Origin of the sequence: Micromonospora cathayae (assembly GCF_028993575.1) — a bacterium.
Taxonomy (GTDB): Bacteria; Actinomycetota; Actinomycetes; order Mycobacteriales; family Micromonosporaceae; genus Micromonospora; species Micromonospora cathayae.
On record NZ_CP118615.1, the window covers coordinates 7,074,249 to 7,089,336 of the forward strand.

The window sequence follows — 15,088 nt, forward strand, 5'->3', positions numbered from 1 at the left end:
GTTGCCCGCCGGACCGCTGCCCGCCGGACGACTTGCTGTCGGACGACTGCCCGCCGGACGACTTGCTGTCGGAGGGCTGCCCGCCGGACGGCCGGTCCTGAGCCGGGGCGGGGATGCGGTCGTTCACACCGTCACCAGGTCCTTGAGCTGCTCGTAGCGGGCGTCCCCGATGCCCTCGACCTGGCGCAGGTCGCCCACCGACCGGAAGCCGCCCTGCTGGTCACGGTGGGCGATGATCCGTTCGGCGAGCACCGGGCCCACGCCGGGCAGGGTGTCGAGTTGCGCCACGGTGGCGGTGTTCAGGTTGACCTTTCCGCCCGGTACCGCGCCGGGCGCACCGGGACCGCCGGCACCAGGACCACCCGCACCGGGACCGCCGGGGGCCGCCGCAGCCGGACCGGGGGTGACGCCGACCGCGATCAGCTCACCGTCGACGACCCTGCGGGCCGGGTTGAGCAACGCGACGTCCACGCCGGGCTGCGCGCCGCCGGCCGCCTCGATCGCGTCGGCCACCCGGGCACCGGCCGGCAGCCGGACCAACCCGGGACGGCGCACCTTACCGGCGACCGCCACCACCAGCTCGGCCGTACCGCTGGTCGCCGGCTGGCCGGTGGCCACGTCGGCCAGCGGCCCCACCGCCGACAGAGACGGTGTGGGCACCGGTTCGACCCGGGGCCGGGACCGCCAGGCCCAGAAGCCGGCTCCGAGCACCACCAGCACCGCCACCACGGCGAGCGCCTTGACGCCCCGCCGCCCGGGATCGAACGGCCCGGGGCCGGGCAGCCGGGACCGGTTGACCCCGGCTGCCGGAGTCGGACCGGCGACGACCGACGACGGCTCGGACCCGTCAGGGTCGTCGGCCCCGTCACCCCGGAACCCGACGGGGCCGGCCCCGTCACCCCGGAACCCGACCGGGCCGGCCCCGTCACCCCGGAACCCGACCGGGCCGGCCCCGTCACCCCGGAACCCGACCGGGCCGGCCCCGTCACCCCGGAACCCGACCGGGCCGGCCCCGTCACCCCGGGTCCCGGCGAGGCCGGCACCGCCGCCCCGGGATCGGGCGGGATCAGCGCCGTCGTCCCAAAGCCCGACAGGCGTCGAGCGGAGCCGTGGCACCGCATCGCGTACGGGAAGCAGCCGCCACAGCCGTTGGCGTACCTCGGTCTCCTGGTCGTCGGACACGCCGCGACGCTAGGCGGACGGCGGCTGCCCGGGTGGTCACCTGTGGACAACCAGGCCCGCTGTGGACAACGCCCTGATCATGCTCTGATGTGGTACGACGACGCTGCGGTGATCCCGTCGAACGAGTCGACGCCTGGTCAGGGGTGATCCACCGTTGATCCACACGATGTCGGCGACACTGCGGCCTTCCGGCGCGCGACAGCACACCTTTGCCGATCTCGTGTACATCAAGGATGGCCCGATGGGACCGGACGCGCCCGGATCCGGCCCGGGGCCGCCCGAGGACGGATGCCGGCCGCCGCCACGGGTACGGAGCCGAAAACGGCTGGACGGGCCGAGCGAGCCGGGTCAGCATCGCCCCGCAGGGAGCACATCCATCCACCGGAAGGATCAACGATGGCGCAGCGCACGGTAGTACCCGGTCTCTTCCCGCCGCCGGACTACGCGCACCTCGCGGTGGTCGAGGCCGGGACGCGACTGGTCTTCGCCGCCGGGGCGGTGCCGCTCGACGCGGACGGCAACCTGGTCGGGCCGGACGACCCGGTCGTCCAGGCCGGCCAGGTGATCGCCAACCTGGCGGAGGCCCTGGCGGCCGCCGGCTGCGGACTGTCGGACGTGATCGCCAGCACGGTGTACGTGGTGGCCTCCGACCCGGAGCCGTTGGGGCAGGTCTGGCAGGTGGTCCGGGAGTCCGAGCTGGCCGCAGGGCCGCACACCTCCACCCTGCTCGGCGTGTCCTGCCTCGGCTATCCGGGCCAACTGGTCGAGATCACCGCCACGGCCGCCGCCTCCTGAGGAACGGCTCACGCCGGCCAGCGAAACGGCTCCCCCGCTCCCGTCGGCCAGCGGAACGGCTTCCTTGCTCACGTCAGCCGGTGGAACGGGTCCCCGCTCACGTCGGCCGGCGGTGCACCACCACAGACGCCAGCCCCGGCCCGGCGTGCGCCGCCACCACCGCGCCCGCCTCGGTCAGGTACGTGTCCCGGACCCGGTCACCGAGCCGGCCGCGCAGGGCGTCGAGGAGCTGCTCGGCCCGGTGCGGGGCGGCCAGGTGGTGCACCGCGAGGTCCACCTCACCGTCACCGGCCGCCGCCACCGCGAGGTCGGTCAGCCGGGCCACCCCCCGGCTGGCGGTACGGACCTTGTCCCGCACCGCGATCGCGCCGTCCACCATGTGCATGATCGGCTTGACCGAGAGGGCCGTGCCCAGCAGGGCCTCGGCGGCGTTGATCCGGCCGCCCCGCCGCAGGAACTCCAGCGTGTCGACGTAGAAGAAGATCGTCGTCCGGTGCACGGCGGCCAGTGCGGCGTCGCGTACCTCAGGCAGGTGCGCGCCCCTCTCGGCGGCTGCGGCGGCGGCGAGGGCCGGGAACCCGATGCCCATCCCGGCGGACCGGCTGTCCACCACGGCGACCCGGTCGTCACCCAGCTCGGCGGCGGCGGCGCGGGCGCCCTCGACAGTGCCGGAGAGTTCCGCCGACAGGTGCACCGACAGCACGGCGTCGGCCCCCTCGGCCAGCAACCGACGGTACGTCTGCCCGAACTGCTCGGGGGCGGGTCGGGAGGTGCTCACCGACACCCGTCGCGCGCCGAGCGCGCGGGCGGCGTCGTCCGGTCGGGTCTCGACCCCCTCCAACCCCTCCGCGCCGTTGAGCACGACGGTCAGCGGCACCACGGTCAGCCGGTGGGCACGCACCAGCTCGGGCGGCAGGTAGGCGGTGGAGTCGGTGACGACCGCGACGGGCATGACCGGCACGCTAGCCGATACCCGGCCGGGCCGCCGAGCCCAGCCAGAACGCCGAGGGCCCGCCCGCCGGACGGGCGGGGTACGGGTCAGACCGCCTCGCCGGGGGCAGCCGCGAAGGCGATCCCCTGCCCGGCCGCCGGCACCGGGGCGGTGAGCACGCCGACGTTGTGGGCGCGCAACTGCCAGCCCCGGACGTCGTCGTGCCGCAGCTCCGTCCAGTGGCAGTTGGCGAGTGAGGTGACGGTGCGCAGCACGGTATGGTCCCAGCCGAGCAGGTGACCGCAGCCCTGCCGGGCCCCGCCGCCGTGGGTGGCGACCACGACGGTGCCGCCCGGCACGGCGTCGGCCGCGGCCTGGAAGCCGGCTCCGACCCGTTTGCCCAGGTCGTCGAGGCTCTCCACCTCGGCGCCCGGGTCCGGGTCACCGGCCCGCCAGCGGGCGTACTCGGCCGGGAAGCGCTCGGCCACCTCGGTGATGAGCAGCCCCTGCCACCGGCCGTAGTACCGCTCGCGTAGCCGCGGGTCGGTGCGTACCGGCAGCCCGGTGAGCGCGGCGAGCGCGGCGGCGGTGTCGGCGGCCCGGCTGAGGTCGCTGGCGACGATGGCGTCCGGGCGGAGCGCGGCGAGCAGCGGCGCGGCGGCGCGGGCCTGCTCCCGGCCCCGGTCGTTGAGGGGTACGTCGCTCTGCCCCTGCACCCGGCTGCCGGCGTTCCAGTCGGTGTTGCCGTGCCGCCAGACGATCAGCCGGGTCATTCGGCCGGTGCCGCGGAACCGGCGGTGGCGTCGGCGTCGACCAGGTCCCGGTCGACGAACGGGATGGTCGGGCAGTCCTTCCACAGCCGGTCGAGGGCGTAGAACTCGCGTTCCTCGGTGTGCTGGACGTGCACCACGATGTCGACGTAGTCGAGCAGTACCCAGCGCCCGCCCCGCTCGCCCTCCCGCCGGACCGGCTTGGCCTTCTCCGGCAGCTCGAGCAGCCGCTCCTCGATCGCGTCCACGATGGCGAGCACCTGGCGCTCGTTGGGGGCCGAGGCGAGCAGGAAGGCGTCGGTGATGGCGAGCTGGTCGCCCACGTCGATGATGACGATGTCCTGCGCCTTCTTGTCGGCGGCGGCCTGGGCGGCCACGGTCGCCAGCTCGTGAGCGCGTTCGGAAACTGTCACCGTTCTCCTTCGATCAACCGTGCGATCCTCCTAGCGTCTCACACGCGGCGGGTGAGCGACTTGTCAGTTCTGGTCGACTTTCCGGCAACACGGGAGGAACAGGACGAGTTTCCTACTGGTACAGGCCGCGTTTGGCGATGTACTGCACCACACCGTCCGGCACGAGATACCACACCGGCTCGCCCCGGCCGACCCGTGACCGGCAGTCGGTGGACGAGATCGCCATCGCCGGCACCTGCACCAGGCTGACCGAGTCGGCCGGCAGATGCTCGTCGGACAGTTCGAAGCCGGGCCGGGTGACCCCGATGAAGTGGGCCAGCTCCAGCACCTCGGCCAGGTCCTTCCAGGAGAGGATCCGCGCCAGCGCGTCCGCGCCGGTGATGAAGTACAGCTGCACCTTCGGGCCGTACTCGGCGTGCAGGTCACGCAGGGTGTCGACGGTGTAGGTGGGACCACCCCGGTCGATGTCGACCCGGCTGACCTGGAAACGCGGATTGGAGGCGGTGGCGATCACGGTCATCAGGTAGCGGTCCTCGGCCGGGCTGACCGGCTCGTCGGCCTTCTGCCACGGCTGCCCGGTGGGAACGAAGACCACCTCGTCCAGCCCGAACCGGTCGGCCACCTCGCTGGCCGCCACCAGGTGGCCGTGGTGGATCGGATCGAAGGTCCCGCCCATGATCCCGACCCGCCGGATGTCGTCCTCCATCCGGTGATCGTATGCCGGCCCGGCCGGGGCGCACCGGTCCCCGAGGTGCGGCAGCGGTCACACCGACCACCGCCGCTCGCTCCCAGGTGGCGGTCACACCGACCACCGCCGGTCACCCCCCAGGTGGCGGTCACACCGACCACCGCCGGTCACCCCCCAGGTGGCGGTCACCCCAGGTCGGTGGGGTCGGTGTTCGCGCCGCAGAGCACCACGGCGACCCGCTCCCCCGGCTCCGGGCGGTACGCCCCGGCGAGCAGCCCGGCCAGCGCCGCCGCCGCGCCGTGCTCCACCACCAGCCGGTACCGGTCCCAGAGCCAGCGTCGGGCGGCTACCAGGTCGTCGTCGGTGACCAGCACCGACGTCACGGCGCAGCGCACCGCCACGTCGTACGCGATCTGCCCGAGCCGGCGTGCCCCGAGCGAGTCGGCCGCCAACCCGGACACCGCGACGTCGGTCGGCCCACCGGCAGCCAGGGCGGCGTGCAGGCTGGGCGCGCCGACCGGTTCCACGCCGACCAGCCGGGCCCGTCCGGCCAGGGCGGCGGCCACCCCGGCCAGCAGCCCGCCGCCGCCCACCGCAACCAGGACGGTGTCCACCCCACCGGTCTGCTCCCACAGCTCCACCCCGAGCGTCCCGGCCCCGGCCACCATGGCCGGCTGGTCGTACGCGTGGCAGAAGGCCGCCCCGGTCGCGGCGGCCCGTTCCGTCGCCGCCTCGTACGCCTCGGCGTACTCCCGGCCGACCTGCACCACGTGCGCGCCGAGGGTGGACAGCCGGCGGACCTTGGCCGCCGAGGACGTGGTGGGCAGGTAGATCTCCGCCGGCACACCGAGCCGGGCAGCGGCCCAGGCCACCGCCAGGCCGGCGTTCCCGCCGGAGGCCGCCACCACCCCGACGTCGGTCAGCTCGCCGGCCTCCGCCGCCGAGCGGAGCCGGTTCATCGCGCCCCGGGCCTTGAACGTGCCGGTGTGCTGGGTCAGCTCCAGCTTGAACCACAGCGGACCGGTGACCCACGACGGGCCGTCGGCGACGGTCGACGCGTCGACGGCGAGGACCGGCGTCCGGCGCACCTGACCGGCGAGCCGGGCCATGGCGGCGTCGACGTCGTCCCTGGTGACGGTCACCGCGCCAGCCCGGCGTCGCCGGACGCCGACGTCGTCCGGGCCGGCGGCGTCGTCCGGGCCGTCCCACCGTCGCCGGCCACCGGTCACGTCCGCGCCGTCGGTCACGGCCGGGCCGTCGGTCACGGCCGGGCCGTCGGTCACGGCCGGGCCGTCGGTCACGGCCGGGCCGTCGGTCACGGCCGGGCCGTCGGTCACGGCCGGGCCGTCGGTCACGGCCGGGCCGTCCCACCGTCGCCGGCCGTCGATGTCGTCCGGGCCGTGAGCGCACGACGCAGGTCGTCGTCGGCGTCGGTGACCACCCGCCGCAACCCGGGCGTCAGGTCGTCCCGGGCCAGCAGCGCCGCGGCCAGCTCCCGGGTCCGCGCGGCCACCGCGTAGCGGGGGAAGGCCAGCTGGGCGACCTCGTCGGCCACCCAGGCGGTACGCCGCCGCGCGGCCGCCGGCATGTCGGCGAAGTACCGCTCGACGTACGGGGCGGTCAGCTCGGCCTGCTCCGGCTGCCAGAAACCGGCCACGGTCGCCTCGACGAGCCGGTTCGACAGCTCGGTGTCGTGGCTGACCACTTCCCACGCGGCCTGCTTGGCCGCCGGGTCGGGTCGGGCCGCCCGGCACCGGGCCGCCTCCTCCGCCCCCTTGGCGCTCGGGTCGGCGGTCGCCTCGGCGGCGATCTCCGCCTCGCCGGCCGCGCCGAGCACCACCAGTCGCCGCAGCAGCAGCCAGCGCAGGTCCGCGTCGACGGCCAGCCCGTCCGGCACGTCCCGCCCGGCCAGCCAACCGCCGAGCAGCCGGGTGTCGGTGCTCGCGGCGATCAGACCACGGGCCGCGGCGAGCTGGAGCGAGCCCCCGGCGGACGCGCCGACCAGCAGTTTCCCGCAGGCACCGGCCACCTCGGTCAGCGCCGCCGCCCTGGCGGCCGGGTCGAGGTACCGGTCGACCAGGGACCGGCTGAGGCTCAGCACGTCCTCGGCGATGACCACCTCGGTCTCGGCGGGCAGCACCGCCGCGATCAACGCGACCAGCTCGGTGACCGGTCGCTCCCCGTCGGTCGCGGCGTGCAGCGCCTCGCCCCACAGCAACGCGCGGGCCAGCGGGTCGGCCAGGCCGGGCAGCACCAGCGGTACGGCGGCCACCGAGGCCGGGTCGAGCCGGACCTTGGCGAAGGTCAGGTCACCGTCGTTGGGCAGCAGCAGGCGGGCCGCCGGCTCGCCGGTCAGCTCGGCCAGGACGCTCCGGTCGCCGTCGAGGTCCACCTCCCGGCGGCGCAGCGTGCCGTCGGTCGAGTACAGCCCCACCCCGATCCGGTGCGGCCGCAGTACCGGATGCGTCGCCGGGGCGGTCTGCACGATCGCCACCTCGGCGTACCGGCCGTCGGAGTCCACCGCCACCTCGGCCCGCAGGGTGTTCACCTGGGCCCGGCGCAGCCAGCGCTCCGCCCAGTCGGTCACGTCCCGGCCGCTGGCGGCGGAGAGACCGGACAGCAGGTCGGCGAGGGTGGCGTTGCCGAACCGGTGTGCGGCGAAGTGCGCGTTCAGCCCGGCGAGGAACGCCTCGTCGCCGAGCCAGGCGACCAGTTGCCGCAGCACGCTGGCGCCCTTGGCGTACGAGATGCCGTCGAAGTTCAGCAGGCCCTCGGCGGCGTCGGCGACCTCCTCCGGAGCCACCGGGTGGGTCGACGGGCGCTGGTCGGCGGCGTACCCCCAGGCCTTGCGTTTCATCGCGAACGTGGTCCACGCCCGGTCGAAGCGGGTCGCCTCGGCGGTCACCCGGGTGCCGAGGTACTCGGCGAACGACTCGTTCAGCCACAGGTCGTCCCACCAGCGCATGGTGACCAGGTCGCCGAACCACATGTGTGCCATCTCGTGGGCGATCGTGGTGGCCCGCTGCTCGCGCTGGGTGTCGGTGACCGCCGAACGGAAGACGTAGTCGTCGCGCAGGGTCACCAGGCCCGGGTTCTCCATCGCGCCGGCGTTGAACTCCGGCACGAACGCCTGGTCGTACTTGCCGAACGGGTACCGCTCGGTGAACATCGCGTGGAACCGGTCGAAGCACTGCTTCGTGATCGCGAACAGCTCCTCGGCGTCGGCGTCCAGGTGCGCGGCGAGGGACCGCCGACAGTAGAGGCCGAGCGGGATGCCGTCGTGCTCGTCGTGCCGGGCATGGTACGGCCCGGCGATCAGCGAGACCAGGTACGTGGACAGCGGCACGGTCGGCGCGAACTCCCAGCGCCCGGGGCGGGGGGTCGCGGCGAGCAGCCCGTTGGCGGCCACCGTCCACTCCGGTGGGGCGGTGACCGACAGGGTCACCGGGGCCTTCAGGTCGGGCTGGTCGAAGGCGGCGTAGAGCCGCTGCACGTCGTCGAGGAAGGACATCGCGTACAGGTACGTCTCGCCGTCGACCGGGTCGACGAACCGGTGCATTCCCTCACCGGTGTTCGAGTACGCCATCTCCGCCTCGACGGTCAGCGTGTTCGTGGCGGCCAGCCCGGCCAGCGGAAGCCGGTTGTCGGCCAGCAGGCCCGGGTCCAGATCGCGGTCGTTGAGGCGTACCCGGACCAGGTGGGCGGGCTTGACCTCGACGAAGGTGGCAGCTCCGGGGGTGGCCCGGAATTCGACGGTGGCGTGGGAGCGGAAGCGGTCACCGGCGGTCAGGTCCAGGTCGACCCGGTACGACTCGACGGTAATCAACGCGCCACGCGCAGTCGCCTCTACACGACTCAGGCTCGGCATCCGCTTATCCTGCCCGATGAGGGAACCGGACCGCGTTCCCAATACTCTCGGCAGTGGAGGAAGTAACAATGGGTCAGCACCCCAAGGGCGATTTCGACCTGTCCCGGGCCGTCTGGCAGCGCGCCGAGGGAGACACCTCCGACAGTGCGGTCGAGGTCGCCTTCGTCGACGACCTGATCGGCATGCGGAACTCGGCCGAGCCGGACGGCCCCGTCCTGGTCTTCACCCAGGCGGAGTGGGACGCCTTCGTCGCCGGTGCCCAGGACGGCGAGTTCGACCTCGACTAGGCCCGGTGTCGACGCGTCCGTTCCCGGTCCTCGGGAACGGACGCGTCGCGTGTTCCTCGGTGGCCGGTGCCGGCTGTCCCGCACCCCCGCTACGAGCTGGTCGTGCCGCCACCGGTCGCGTCGCTGGTCGCCCGCGCCGAGCCGGTGACCGCAGGTGGTGCTTCACCGGTCGCCGTCGCCCCAGCCGAGGGCACCCGGCCCGGCGGCGTGGTGGAACCCCGGATGGCCGGACACGTCGGCACACCGTTCACCGTCCGGCCCGACCGCGCCGCAGAACAACGGCCCGGCCCGGTGCCAGGCCCCGGCCGGGGACAGGGCGGCGGCGCCGAGGAGAAGTTCCGGGCGGAGCGTGCCGAGCGCCTCGGCGTATCCGACCGCCCGTTCACGCGCCTCGGCCAGGTCGGCCGCCTCGAACGTGAGATGCGCGGTGAACCGTCGCCCCGACCTGCCCGCCGCCCCCGTCCCCAGCCCGCCGCCCTGAAGCCGGCCCGACCGGCGGGTGGCGGCGCTGCCCGGGTTCTCCGGCCAGCGTGGCGACCTGTTGTCCTTCATCCGGTTTTCTCCCCATGGTCGACTCTGGTGGTCGGCGACCGGTCCGCGACCGGTCGCCCGTGACCCGTCCAGCTCAGGAGTCCGGACCGGTCACCCGCGACCCGTCCAGCCAAGCAGGATCAGCCGCCACGGGGAGGAGCCAGCGGGGCCAGCCGATGCTGGCCCACACCCCACAGCCCCACCCCCACGCCACCGCTTCCGCCCGCCCGCCGGCCGCTTCCAGCCGTCCCGGGCGACGGTCCCGGGCGGCCGGGCCGGGATTCATCGGGCCCGGCCCGGGTAGACGCAGCCCGGTCGGTCTTCCGCCGCACGTTGCTCGGGGCATCGTCGCCGGCCGCGTCCACCCCGTCCGCACCAGGAGGCGAGATGTCCGGAATTCCCGCCGATCGCAGCCCGGACAGCACCCTCGCCCTGCTCCGGGACGGCTACCGGTTCGTCACGAACCGCTGCGAGCGGTACGGCGGGGACGCCTTCCGGACCCGGCTGCTGCTCACCCCCACCATCTGCCTGCGCGGCCGGGCCGGTACGGAGTTGTTCTACGACGAGGAACTCCTCCAGCGGCACGGGGCGGCACCCACCCGCGTCCAGCGCACCCTGCTCGGACGGGGCGGGGTACAGGGCCTCGACGGCCCGGCCCACCGCAGGCGCAAGGCGATGCTGATGTCGGTGATGACCCCGGCCGGCATCCAGCGGCTCGTCCGGCTGTTCGCCGACGAGTGGCGGGCCCGGATCCCGGCCTGGGAACGGGCCGACCGGGTGGTGCTCTACGACGAGGTGGGGCTGCTGCTCACCCGGGCGGTGTGCGCCTGGGCGGGGGTGCCGCTGGCCGAACCGGAGGTGGCCCGCAGGGCCGCCGACCTACACCACATGATCGAGACACCGGTGACGGTCGGCCCCCGGTACTGGCGGGGGCGCTGGGCCCGGCTCCGGGCGGAACGCTGGCTCGGCGGGATCATCGAACGGGAACGGATCGGGCTGCTGCCCGCACCCGACGGCAGCGCGCTGCGGATCGTCGCCGAACACCGCGACGCCGACGACGAACTGCTCCCCCGGCGGACCGCCGCGGTCGAACTGCTGAACCTGCTGCGCCCGACGGTGGCCGTCGACCGGTACGTGGTCTTCGCCGCGCTGGCCCTGCACGAGCATCCGGCGTGGCGGGAGCGGGTCCGGGCCGGAGAGGCCGAGACCGAGCAGTTCGTCCAGGAGGTACGCCGGTTCTACCCGTTCTTCCCGATGGCCGCCGCCCGGGTCCGGCGGCCCTTCGAGTGGCAGGGGCAGCACTTCCCGCGCGGTCGGCGGGTGCTGCTCGACCTGTACGCCACCAACCACCACCCGGACCTGTGGCCCGAGCCGGGACGGTTCCGGCCGGAACGGTTCGCCGACTGGTCCGGAGACCCGAACAGTTTCGTCCCGCAGGGCGGCGGGGAGCACTGGACCGGGCACCGCTGTGCCGGCGAGTGGCTCACCATCGCCCTGATGAAGGAAGCCGTCACCCTGCTGACCTCGGCGATGCGCTACGACGTACCGCAGCAGGACCTGACGCTCAGCCTGCGCCGGATGCCGGCCCTGCCGGCGAGCCGGTTCGTGCTCGACGGGGTACGCCGGACCGCCTGAACGAACCGCACCCGCCGGTCGGCCTCACACCTGCGGATGCGGCACACCGGCCCTCACGCCTGCGGATGCGGCACACCGGCCCTCACACCTGCGGATGCGGCACACCGGGCTCACGCCTGCGGGTGCAGCACGGTACGCAGGCAGCCGTCCTGCTTCTTCTCGAAGATCTCGTACCCGCGCGCGCCCTGCGTCAACGGCATCGGGTGGGTGGCCAGGTAGCCGGGGTCCATCTCGCCGGCGGCGATCCGGTCCAGCAGCATCGGGATGTAGCGCTGGGCGTGCATCTGGCCCATCCGCAGCACCAGGGCCTTGTTCATGGCCGCGCCGAGGGGGAACGCCGAAACGACCGTGCCGCCCGCCCGTCCATACAGCCGCCCGCCCGTAAAGTCGTGTTTGACCGGGGCGATTACGGGCACGTGGAGCGGCGTGACCGCCCCGGCCCGCCCGTCGCCCGACGTACCCGCCTCCCCCGGGCCGCACCCCGGCCCGGTGGCGGCCGGACCCCACTCCGCCCCGGAGCGGGTCGGGCAGCATCCCGTCCCGGAGAAGGTCGGGCAGCATCCCGCACCGGCGACCGACGGCACGCTGCCCGTGTCGTACGTGCTGCCGCTGCGCTGGTCCGACGACCACGAGCTGGCCGACCTCACCGACTACCTGCGCTGGCTCGCCGCCCGGGTCGAGGTGACCGTGGTCGACGCTTCCCCGCCCGGGGTGTTCGCCCGGCACGCCGCCGCCTGGCGTGGCCTGGTCCGGCACGTGCCTCCGGACCCGGCGCTACGCGGCACCAACGGGAAGGTGCTCGGCGTCCTCACCGGCGTCTGCCTGGCCAGGCACGAACACGTCGTCATCGCCGACGACGACGTCCGGTACGACGACGCGGGGCTGCACGCCGTGCACCGGCTGCTGGACCGGGTGGACCTGGTCCGGCCGCAGAACCACTTCGATCCGCTGCCGTGGCACGCGTACTGGGACACCGGGCGGATCCTGCTCAACCGGGCGTTCGGCGCGGACTACCCGGGCACCCTGGCGGTGCGCCGGAGCACCTTCCGCGCCATGGGCGGCTACGACCCGGACGTGCTCTTCGAGAACCTGGAACTGATCCGCACCGTGCGGGCGTACGGGGGAACCGAGGCGGCACCGCCCGGGCTCTACGTACGCCGGCTGCCGCCGGTGGCCCGGCACTTCCGGGGCCAGCGGGTCCGGCAGGCGTACGACGACCTGGCCCAACCGGTACGACTGGCCGTCTTCCTCGCGGTGCTGCCGGCCCTCGGCGCGGCCGTCCGGGCCCGCCGGACCGGTCTGCTGTTCGGCGCGGTGGCCGCGACGGTGGCGCTGGCCGAGGCGGGCCGCCGGCGGGCCGGCGGCACCCGGGTCTTCCCCCCGGCGACCGCGCTGGCCGCCCCGTTCTGGGTGCTGGAGCGGGCCGCCTGTTCCTGGCTGGCCGTGGGGCAGCGGCTGCTGTGCGGCGGCGTCCGGTACGCCGGCACCCGGATCGCCCGCGCCGCCCACTCCGAACGCGCCCTCCGGCAGGCGCGGCTGAGAGCGCCCCGCTAGCCGATCCCCGGACCGTACGAGGCTTCGACCGCTGACCGCGCGACCACCGCCGCGCCGTCATCCGGCGACCCGGCCGCTGACCGCTGACCGCTGACCCGGGACAGCGAATCGCGGCCACCGACCGGCGGGAAGCCGGGGATGGCCGCGATTCGCGGAGTGTGACGGCGCGGACCGCCGGATCAGTACCGGACCTGTTCGCGCGACTGCTGCGCCTGGTCCCGTACGTCGTGCGCGGCCGACCGGGTGTCCTCCTTGACCGCCTGCACGGCCTCCTGGGCGGTCGACCGCACCGACTCGGTGGCCCGCTGCGCCGGCTCGCGGAGCTGCTCCTTCACCTCGCCGGCGACCTCGCCCAGCTTCTCGGTGACCACGTGGGAGTGCTCGCGGGCCTTCTCCTTGACCTGGGTGGCCGCCCGCTGCTCCCGGTCGGTGGCCGGCAGCAGGGACGAGGCCAGCCAGCCCACGCCGAACGCGATCAGACCGGCGGCGAGCGGGTTGCCCTGGGACTTCTGCCGGATCACCTGGGGCGTACGCTGCGCCGCGTCCTGCACCGACGAGGCGGCCGAGTGCGCGGCGTGGCCGACGCCGGACGCCGCCGACGAGGCGCGGTCGGTGACCGAGTGGGCGGCGTGCCCGCCGGCGTGGCCGAGATCCGACGCGGTTCCCATGACCCTGTCCCTCACATTCTGCAGAGCGCTGCGCGCCCGCTGCTTGCGGTCATCGACGATGCGGCTCGGGCTGACCTTGTACGCCAGGGCGTCCACATCGGAGCTGAGGTTGTTGCGGGTGGCTTCGATCTCCCGGCGGATCTGCTCGGGGTCGGTGCTGGTGCTCATCGGGTGACTCCCTCCGGGTGGGGCTTGAGCGCGTCCGGGATCTGCTGCACGGTGTCGTTGGTGCGCCGCAGGCCGCGGACCCGCTCGGCGTTCTTCTTGCCCATCGAGTAGAGGACGGCGGCGAGGGCGCCCCAGATGACGGCGACGATCAGCGCCGCCCAGCCGGCGTCCATCACGTTGGACAGGCCGGCCCAGAGGGCGAGCGAGAGGAAGAGCGCCACCATGTAGCCACCGAAACCGGCCCCGCCGAAGAGTCCGGCGGCCTTGCCCGCCTTCTTTCCCTCCTGGCGGATCTCGGCCTTGGCCAGCTCCACCTCCTGACGCATCAGCGTCGACAGGTCGGTGGTGACCTGACGCATCAGGTCGCCGAGGGACCGCCCGGTCACCTCCTCGGCCGTGTGCGGATGCCCGTCAGCCGGGTACGGGGGCCCGTCAGCGGTGTACGGGTGCCCGTTGGCGTTGGTGGTCGGCTGGTATCCGGGGTCTGTTCCGTACCCCTGGGTCGGCAGGCTCACGTCGCCGCCTCCTTTCCGTCAGCGCCGGCACGCCCCCGCTCGGCGGCGCACCGGATGGTCATCGGGTTCACGGGCGGGTGACGCCGCTCGACGGGACACCCGGCAGCGGGTCGGTCTGCTGCACCGGCGGCAGCGGCTGGCCGGTACCGGTCGGCGGCAGCGGGTCGACGTAGCCACCCGGCGGCACCGGGTCGGCGTACCCACCGGGGCGGGGCGGCTGGGTGTGCCCGCCGGCCAGCGGGTCGGCGTAGCCGGGATCGGGGGTCGCGTACGTGGTCGGCGGGAGGACCGCGGTCCGGTCCGGGTCGGCGACCGGCTGGTACGCCGGCTGGTGGCCGTTGGCCGCGTGCTGCCCGTCACCGGTGGCGGCGATGTTCTTCGTCAGCCGGCCCGCGAGGACACCCAGCACGGCCGCCCCGACCAGGAAGGTGCCCGGGTTCCGGCGGGCGTAGTCGCGTACCTCGTGGAGGATGTCGCCGGGCTGGCGCTCCTCCAGCCAACCGGCGACGCCGTGCACCCGCTCGGCGGCCTGGTGGGCCAGTTCGGTCACCGGGCCGGACTGGCCGCCCTGCTGCGCCATCGAGCGCATCTCGTCGGCCAACGAGCGCAGTCCGGTCGCGGCCCGACGCTGCTGGTCACCGGCCTGGCTCTGGAGCTGGCTGCGGGCCTCGCCGTAGATGTTGCGGGCCTGGCGGGTGGCCTCACCGACCACCTCCCGGCCCTGCTCCTTGGCGGTCTGGGCGACCTCGCCGCCCGCGTGGGCGGCTTCCGCGCCGACCTGCCGGGCCTGGTCGCGTACACCGTTGTGGGACTCGTGCACCCCGTTGTGCGGCTGCTCGCCGTAGGTGGTGGTGCCGTAGGTCGAAGACGTGGTTGCCGGATCGTAGGACATGGGTTCCCTTCCGCTGGAGAAACTCGTCGCGGTTTTTCACTGGGGGATTTCGCCGGCTTCGCTCGTCGGCTGTCTATTGACCTACCCCCAGCTTTCGGGTCCATGCGCGCTTCTTCTCGGTTTCTGCCGCGCGCCCGGCCGCTCCGGACACAGTGCTTGGTCAGGGCAGTTGACCAGGGCGGACAGCGGGC

At 74.3% G+C, this 15,088-nt stretch carries 16 protein-coding genes; 4 read left to right on the forward strand and 12 right to left on the reverse strand.

All coding sequences use genetic code 11. The features are described 5' to 3' along the window. Positions 1-123: 123 nt before the first annotated feature. Positions 124-1,182 (reverse strand): ComEA family DNA-binding protein, encoded by a 1,059-nt coding sequence (locus PVK37_RS31095; RefSeq protein WP_275031432.1) that lies wholly within the window; start codon positions 1,180-1,182, stop codon positions 124-126. 396 nt (positions 1,183-1,578) lie between these two features. Between PVK37_RS31095 and PVK37_RS31100 the strand changes: the two genes are divergently transcribed. Further along, positions 1,579-1,977, forward strand: a complete 399-nt coding sequence (locus tag PVK37_RS31100; RefSeq protein ID WP_275031434.1) for a RidA family protein — start codon at positions 1,579-1,581, stop codon at positions 1,975-1,977. Between the two features lie 97 nt (positions 1,978-2,074). Here the strand turns inward: PVK37_RS31100 and PVK37_RS31105 are convergent, their stop codons facing one another. From PVK37_RS31105 to pepN, 6 genes are all read right to left on the reverse strand, one after another. Continuing rightward, on the reverse strand, positions 2,075-2,929 hold the full coding sequence (locus PVK37_RS31105) for a DegV family protein (RefSeq protein WP_275031435.1): 855 nt from the start codon (positions 2,927-2,929) through the stop codon (positions 2,075-2,077). An 86-nt stretch (positions 2,930-3,015) separates the two neighbouring features. Further along, the gene (locus PVK37_RS31110; RefSeq protein WP_275031436.1) at positions 3,016-3,681 is read right to left on the reverse strand and encodes a histidine phosphatase family protein; all 666 of its coding nucleotides are present in this window, start codon (positions 3,679-3,681) and stop codon (positions 3,016-3,018) included. Next, positions 3,678-4,091, reverse strand: coding sequence for a ribosome silencing factor (gene rsfS, locus PVK37_RS31115; protein ID WP_275031437.1), 414 nt, complete (start codon positions 4,089-4,091; stop codon positions 3,678-3,680). Before rsfS ends, PVK37_RS31110 begins: the two co-directional genes overlap by 4 nt. Before the next feature lie 112 nt (positions 4,092-4,203). Next, positions 4,204-4,797: a nicotinate-nucleotide adenylyltransferase gene (nadD, locus tag PVK37_RS31120; protein WP_275031438.1), complete on the reverse strand. Its 594-nt coding sequence runs from the start codon at positions 4,795-4,797 to the stop codon at positions 4,204-4,206. A gap of 167 nt (positions 4,798-4,964) precedes the next feature. Then, on the reverse strand, positions 4,965-6,134 hold the full coding sequence (locus PVK37_RS31125) for a serine/threonine dehydratase (RefSeq protein ID WP_341483409.1): 1,170 nt from the start codon (positions 6,132-6,134) through the stop codon (positions 4,965-4,967). Beyond that, the gene (pepN, locus tag PVK37_RS31130; protein WP_275031439.1) at positions 6,131-8,647 is read right to left on the reverse strand and encodes an aminopeptidase N; all 2,517 of its coding nucleotides are present in this window, start codon (positions 8,645-8,647) and stop codon (positions 6,131-6,133) included. The genes PVK37_RS31125 and pepN overlap by 4 nt, the downstream gene beginning before the upstream one ends. A 68-nt stretch (positions 8,648-8,715) precedes the next feature. On the opposite strand from pepN, the gene PVK37_RS31135 reads away from it, so the two are divergent. Next, positions 8,716-8,934, forward strand: coding sequence for a DUF397 domain-containing protein (locus PVK37_RS31135; RefSeq protein WP_067312494.1), 219 nt, complete (start codon positions 8,716-8,718; stop codon positions 8,932-8,934). Positions 8,935-9,096: 162 nt separating this feature from the next. Here the strand turns inward: PVK37_RS31135 and PVK37_RS31140 are convergent, their stop codons facing one another. Continuing rightward, positions 9,097-9,486, reverse strand: coding sequence for a hypothetical protein (locus PVK37_RS31140; protein ID WP_275031442.1), 390 nt, complete (start codon positions 9,484-9,486; stop codon positions 9,097-9,099). A 366-nt stretch (positions 9,487-9,852) separates the two neighbouring features. Here PVK37_RS31140 and PVK37_RS31145 point away from each other — a divergent pair, with 366 nt between their 5' ends. Continuing rightward, on the forward strand, positions 9,853-11,100 hold the full coding sequence (locus tag PVK37_RS31145) for a cytochrome P450 (RefSeq protein ID WP_275031443.1): 1,248 nt from the start codon (positions 9,853-9,855) through the stop codon (positions 11,098-11,100). 110 nt (positions 11,101-11,210) lie between these two features. On the opposite strand, the gene PVK37_RS31150 is transcribed toward PVK37_RS31145, so the two are convergent. Then, positions 11,211-11,417, reverse strand: coding sequence for a hypothetical protein (locus PVK37_RS31150; protein ID WP_275031445.1), 207 nt, complete (start codon positions 11,415-11,417; stop codon positions 11,211-11,213). 109 nt (positions 11,418-11,526) lie between these two features. On the opposite strand from PVK37_RS31150, the gene PVK37_RS31155 reads away from it, so the two are divergent. Further along, a complete protein-coding gene (locus PVK37_RS31155; RefSeq protein WP_275031446.1) occupies positions 11,527-12,654 on the forward strand; it encodes a glycosyltransferase family 2 protein in 1,128 nt (375 codons plus the stop codon). A gap of 179 nt (positions 12,655-12,833) precedes the next feature. Here the strand turns inward: PVK37_RS31155 and PVK37_RS31160 are convergent, their stop codons facing one another. The 3 genes from PVK37_RS31160 to PVK37_RS31170 form a co-directional block, all read right to left on the reverse strand. Beyond that, positions 12,834-13,490, reverse strand: coding sequence for a DUF3618 domain-containing protein (locus tag PVK37_RS31160; RefSeq protein ID WP_275031447.1), 657 nt, complete (start codon positions 13,488-13,490; stop codon positions 12,834-12,836). Further along, entirely contained in the window at positions 13,487-14,005 is a 519-nt protein-coding gene (locus tag PVK37_RS31165) for a phage holin family protein (RefSeq protein WP_275031448.1), read from the reverse strand. Before PVK37_RS31165 ends, PVK37_RS31160 begins: the two co-directional genes overlap by 4 nt. A 67-nt stretch (positions 14,006-14,072) precedes the next feature. Then, positions 14,073-14,897, reverse strand: coding sequence for a hypothetical protein (locus PVK37_RS31170; RefSeq protein WP_275031449.1), 825 nt, complete (start codon positions 14,895-14,897; stop codon positions 14,073-14,075). Between the last annotated feature and the right edge of the window lie 191 nt (positions 14,898-15,088).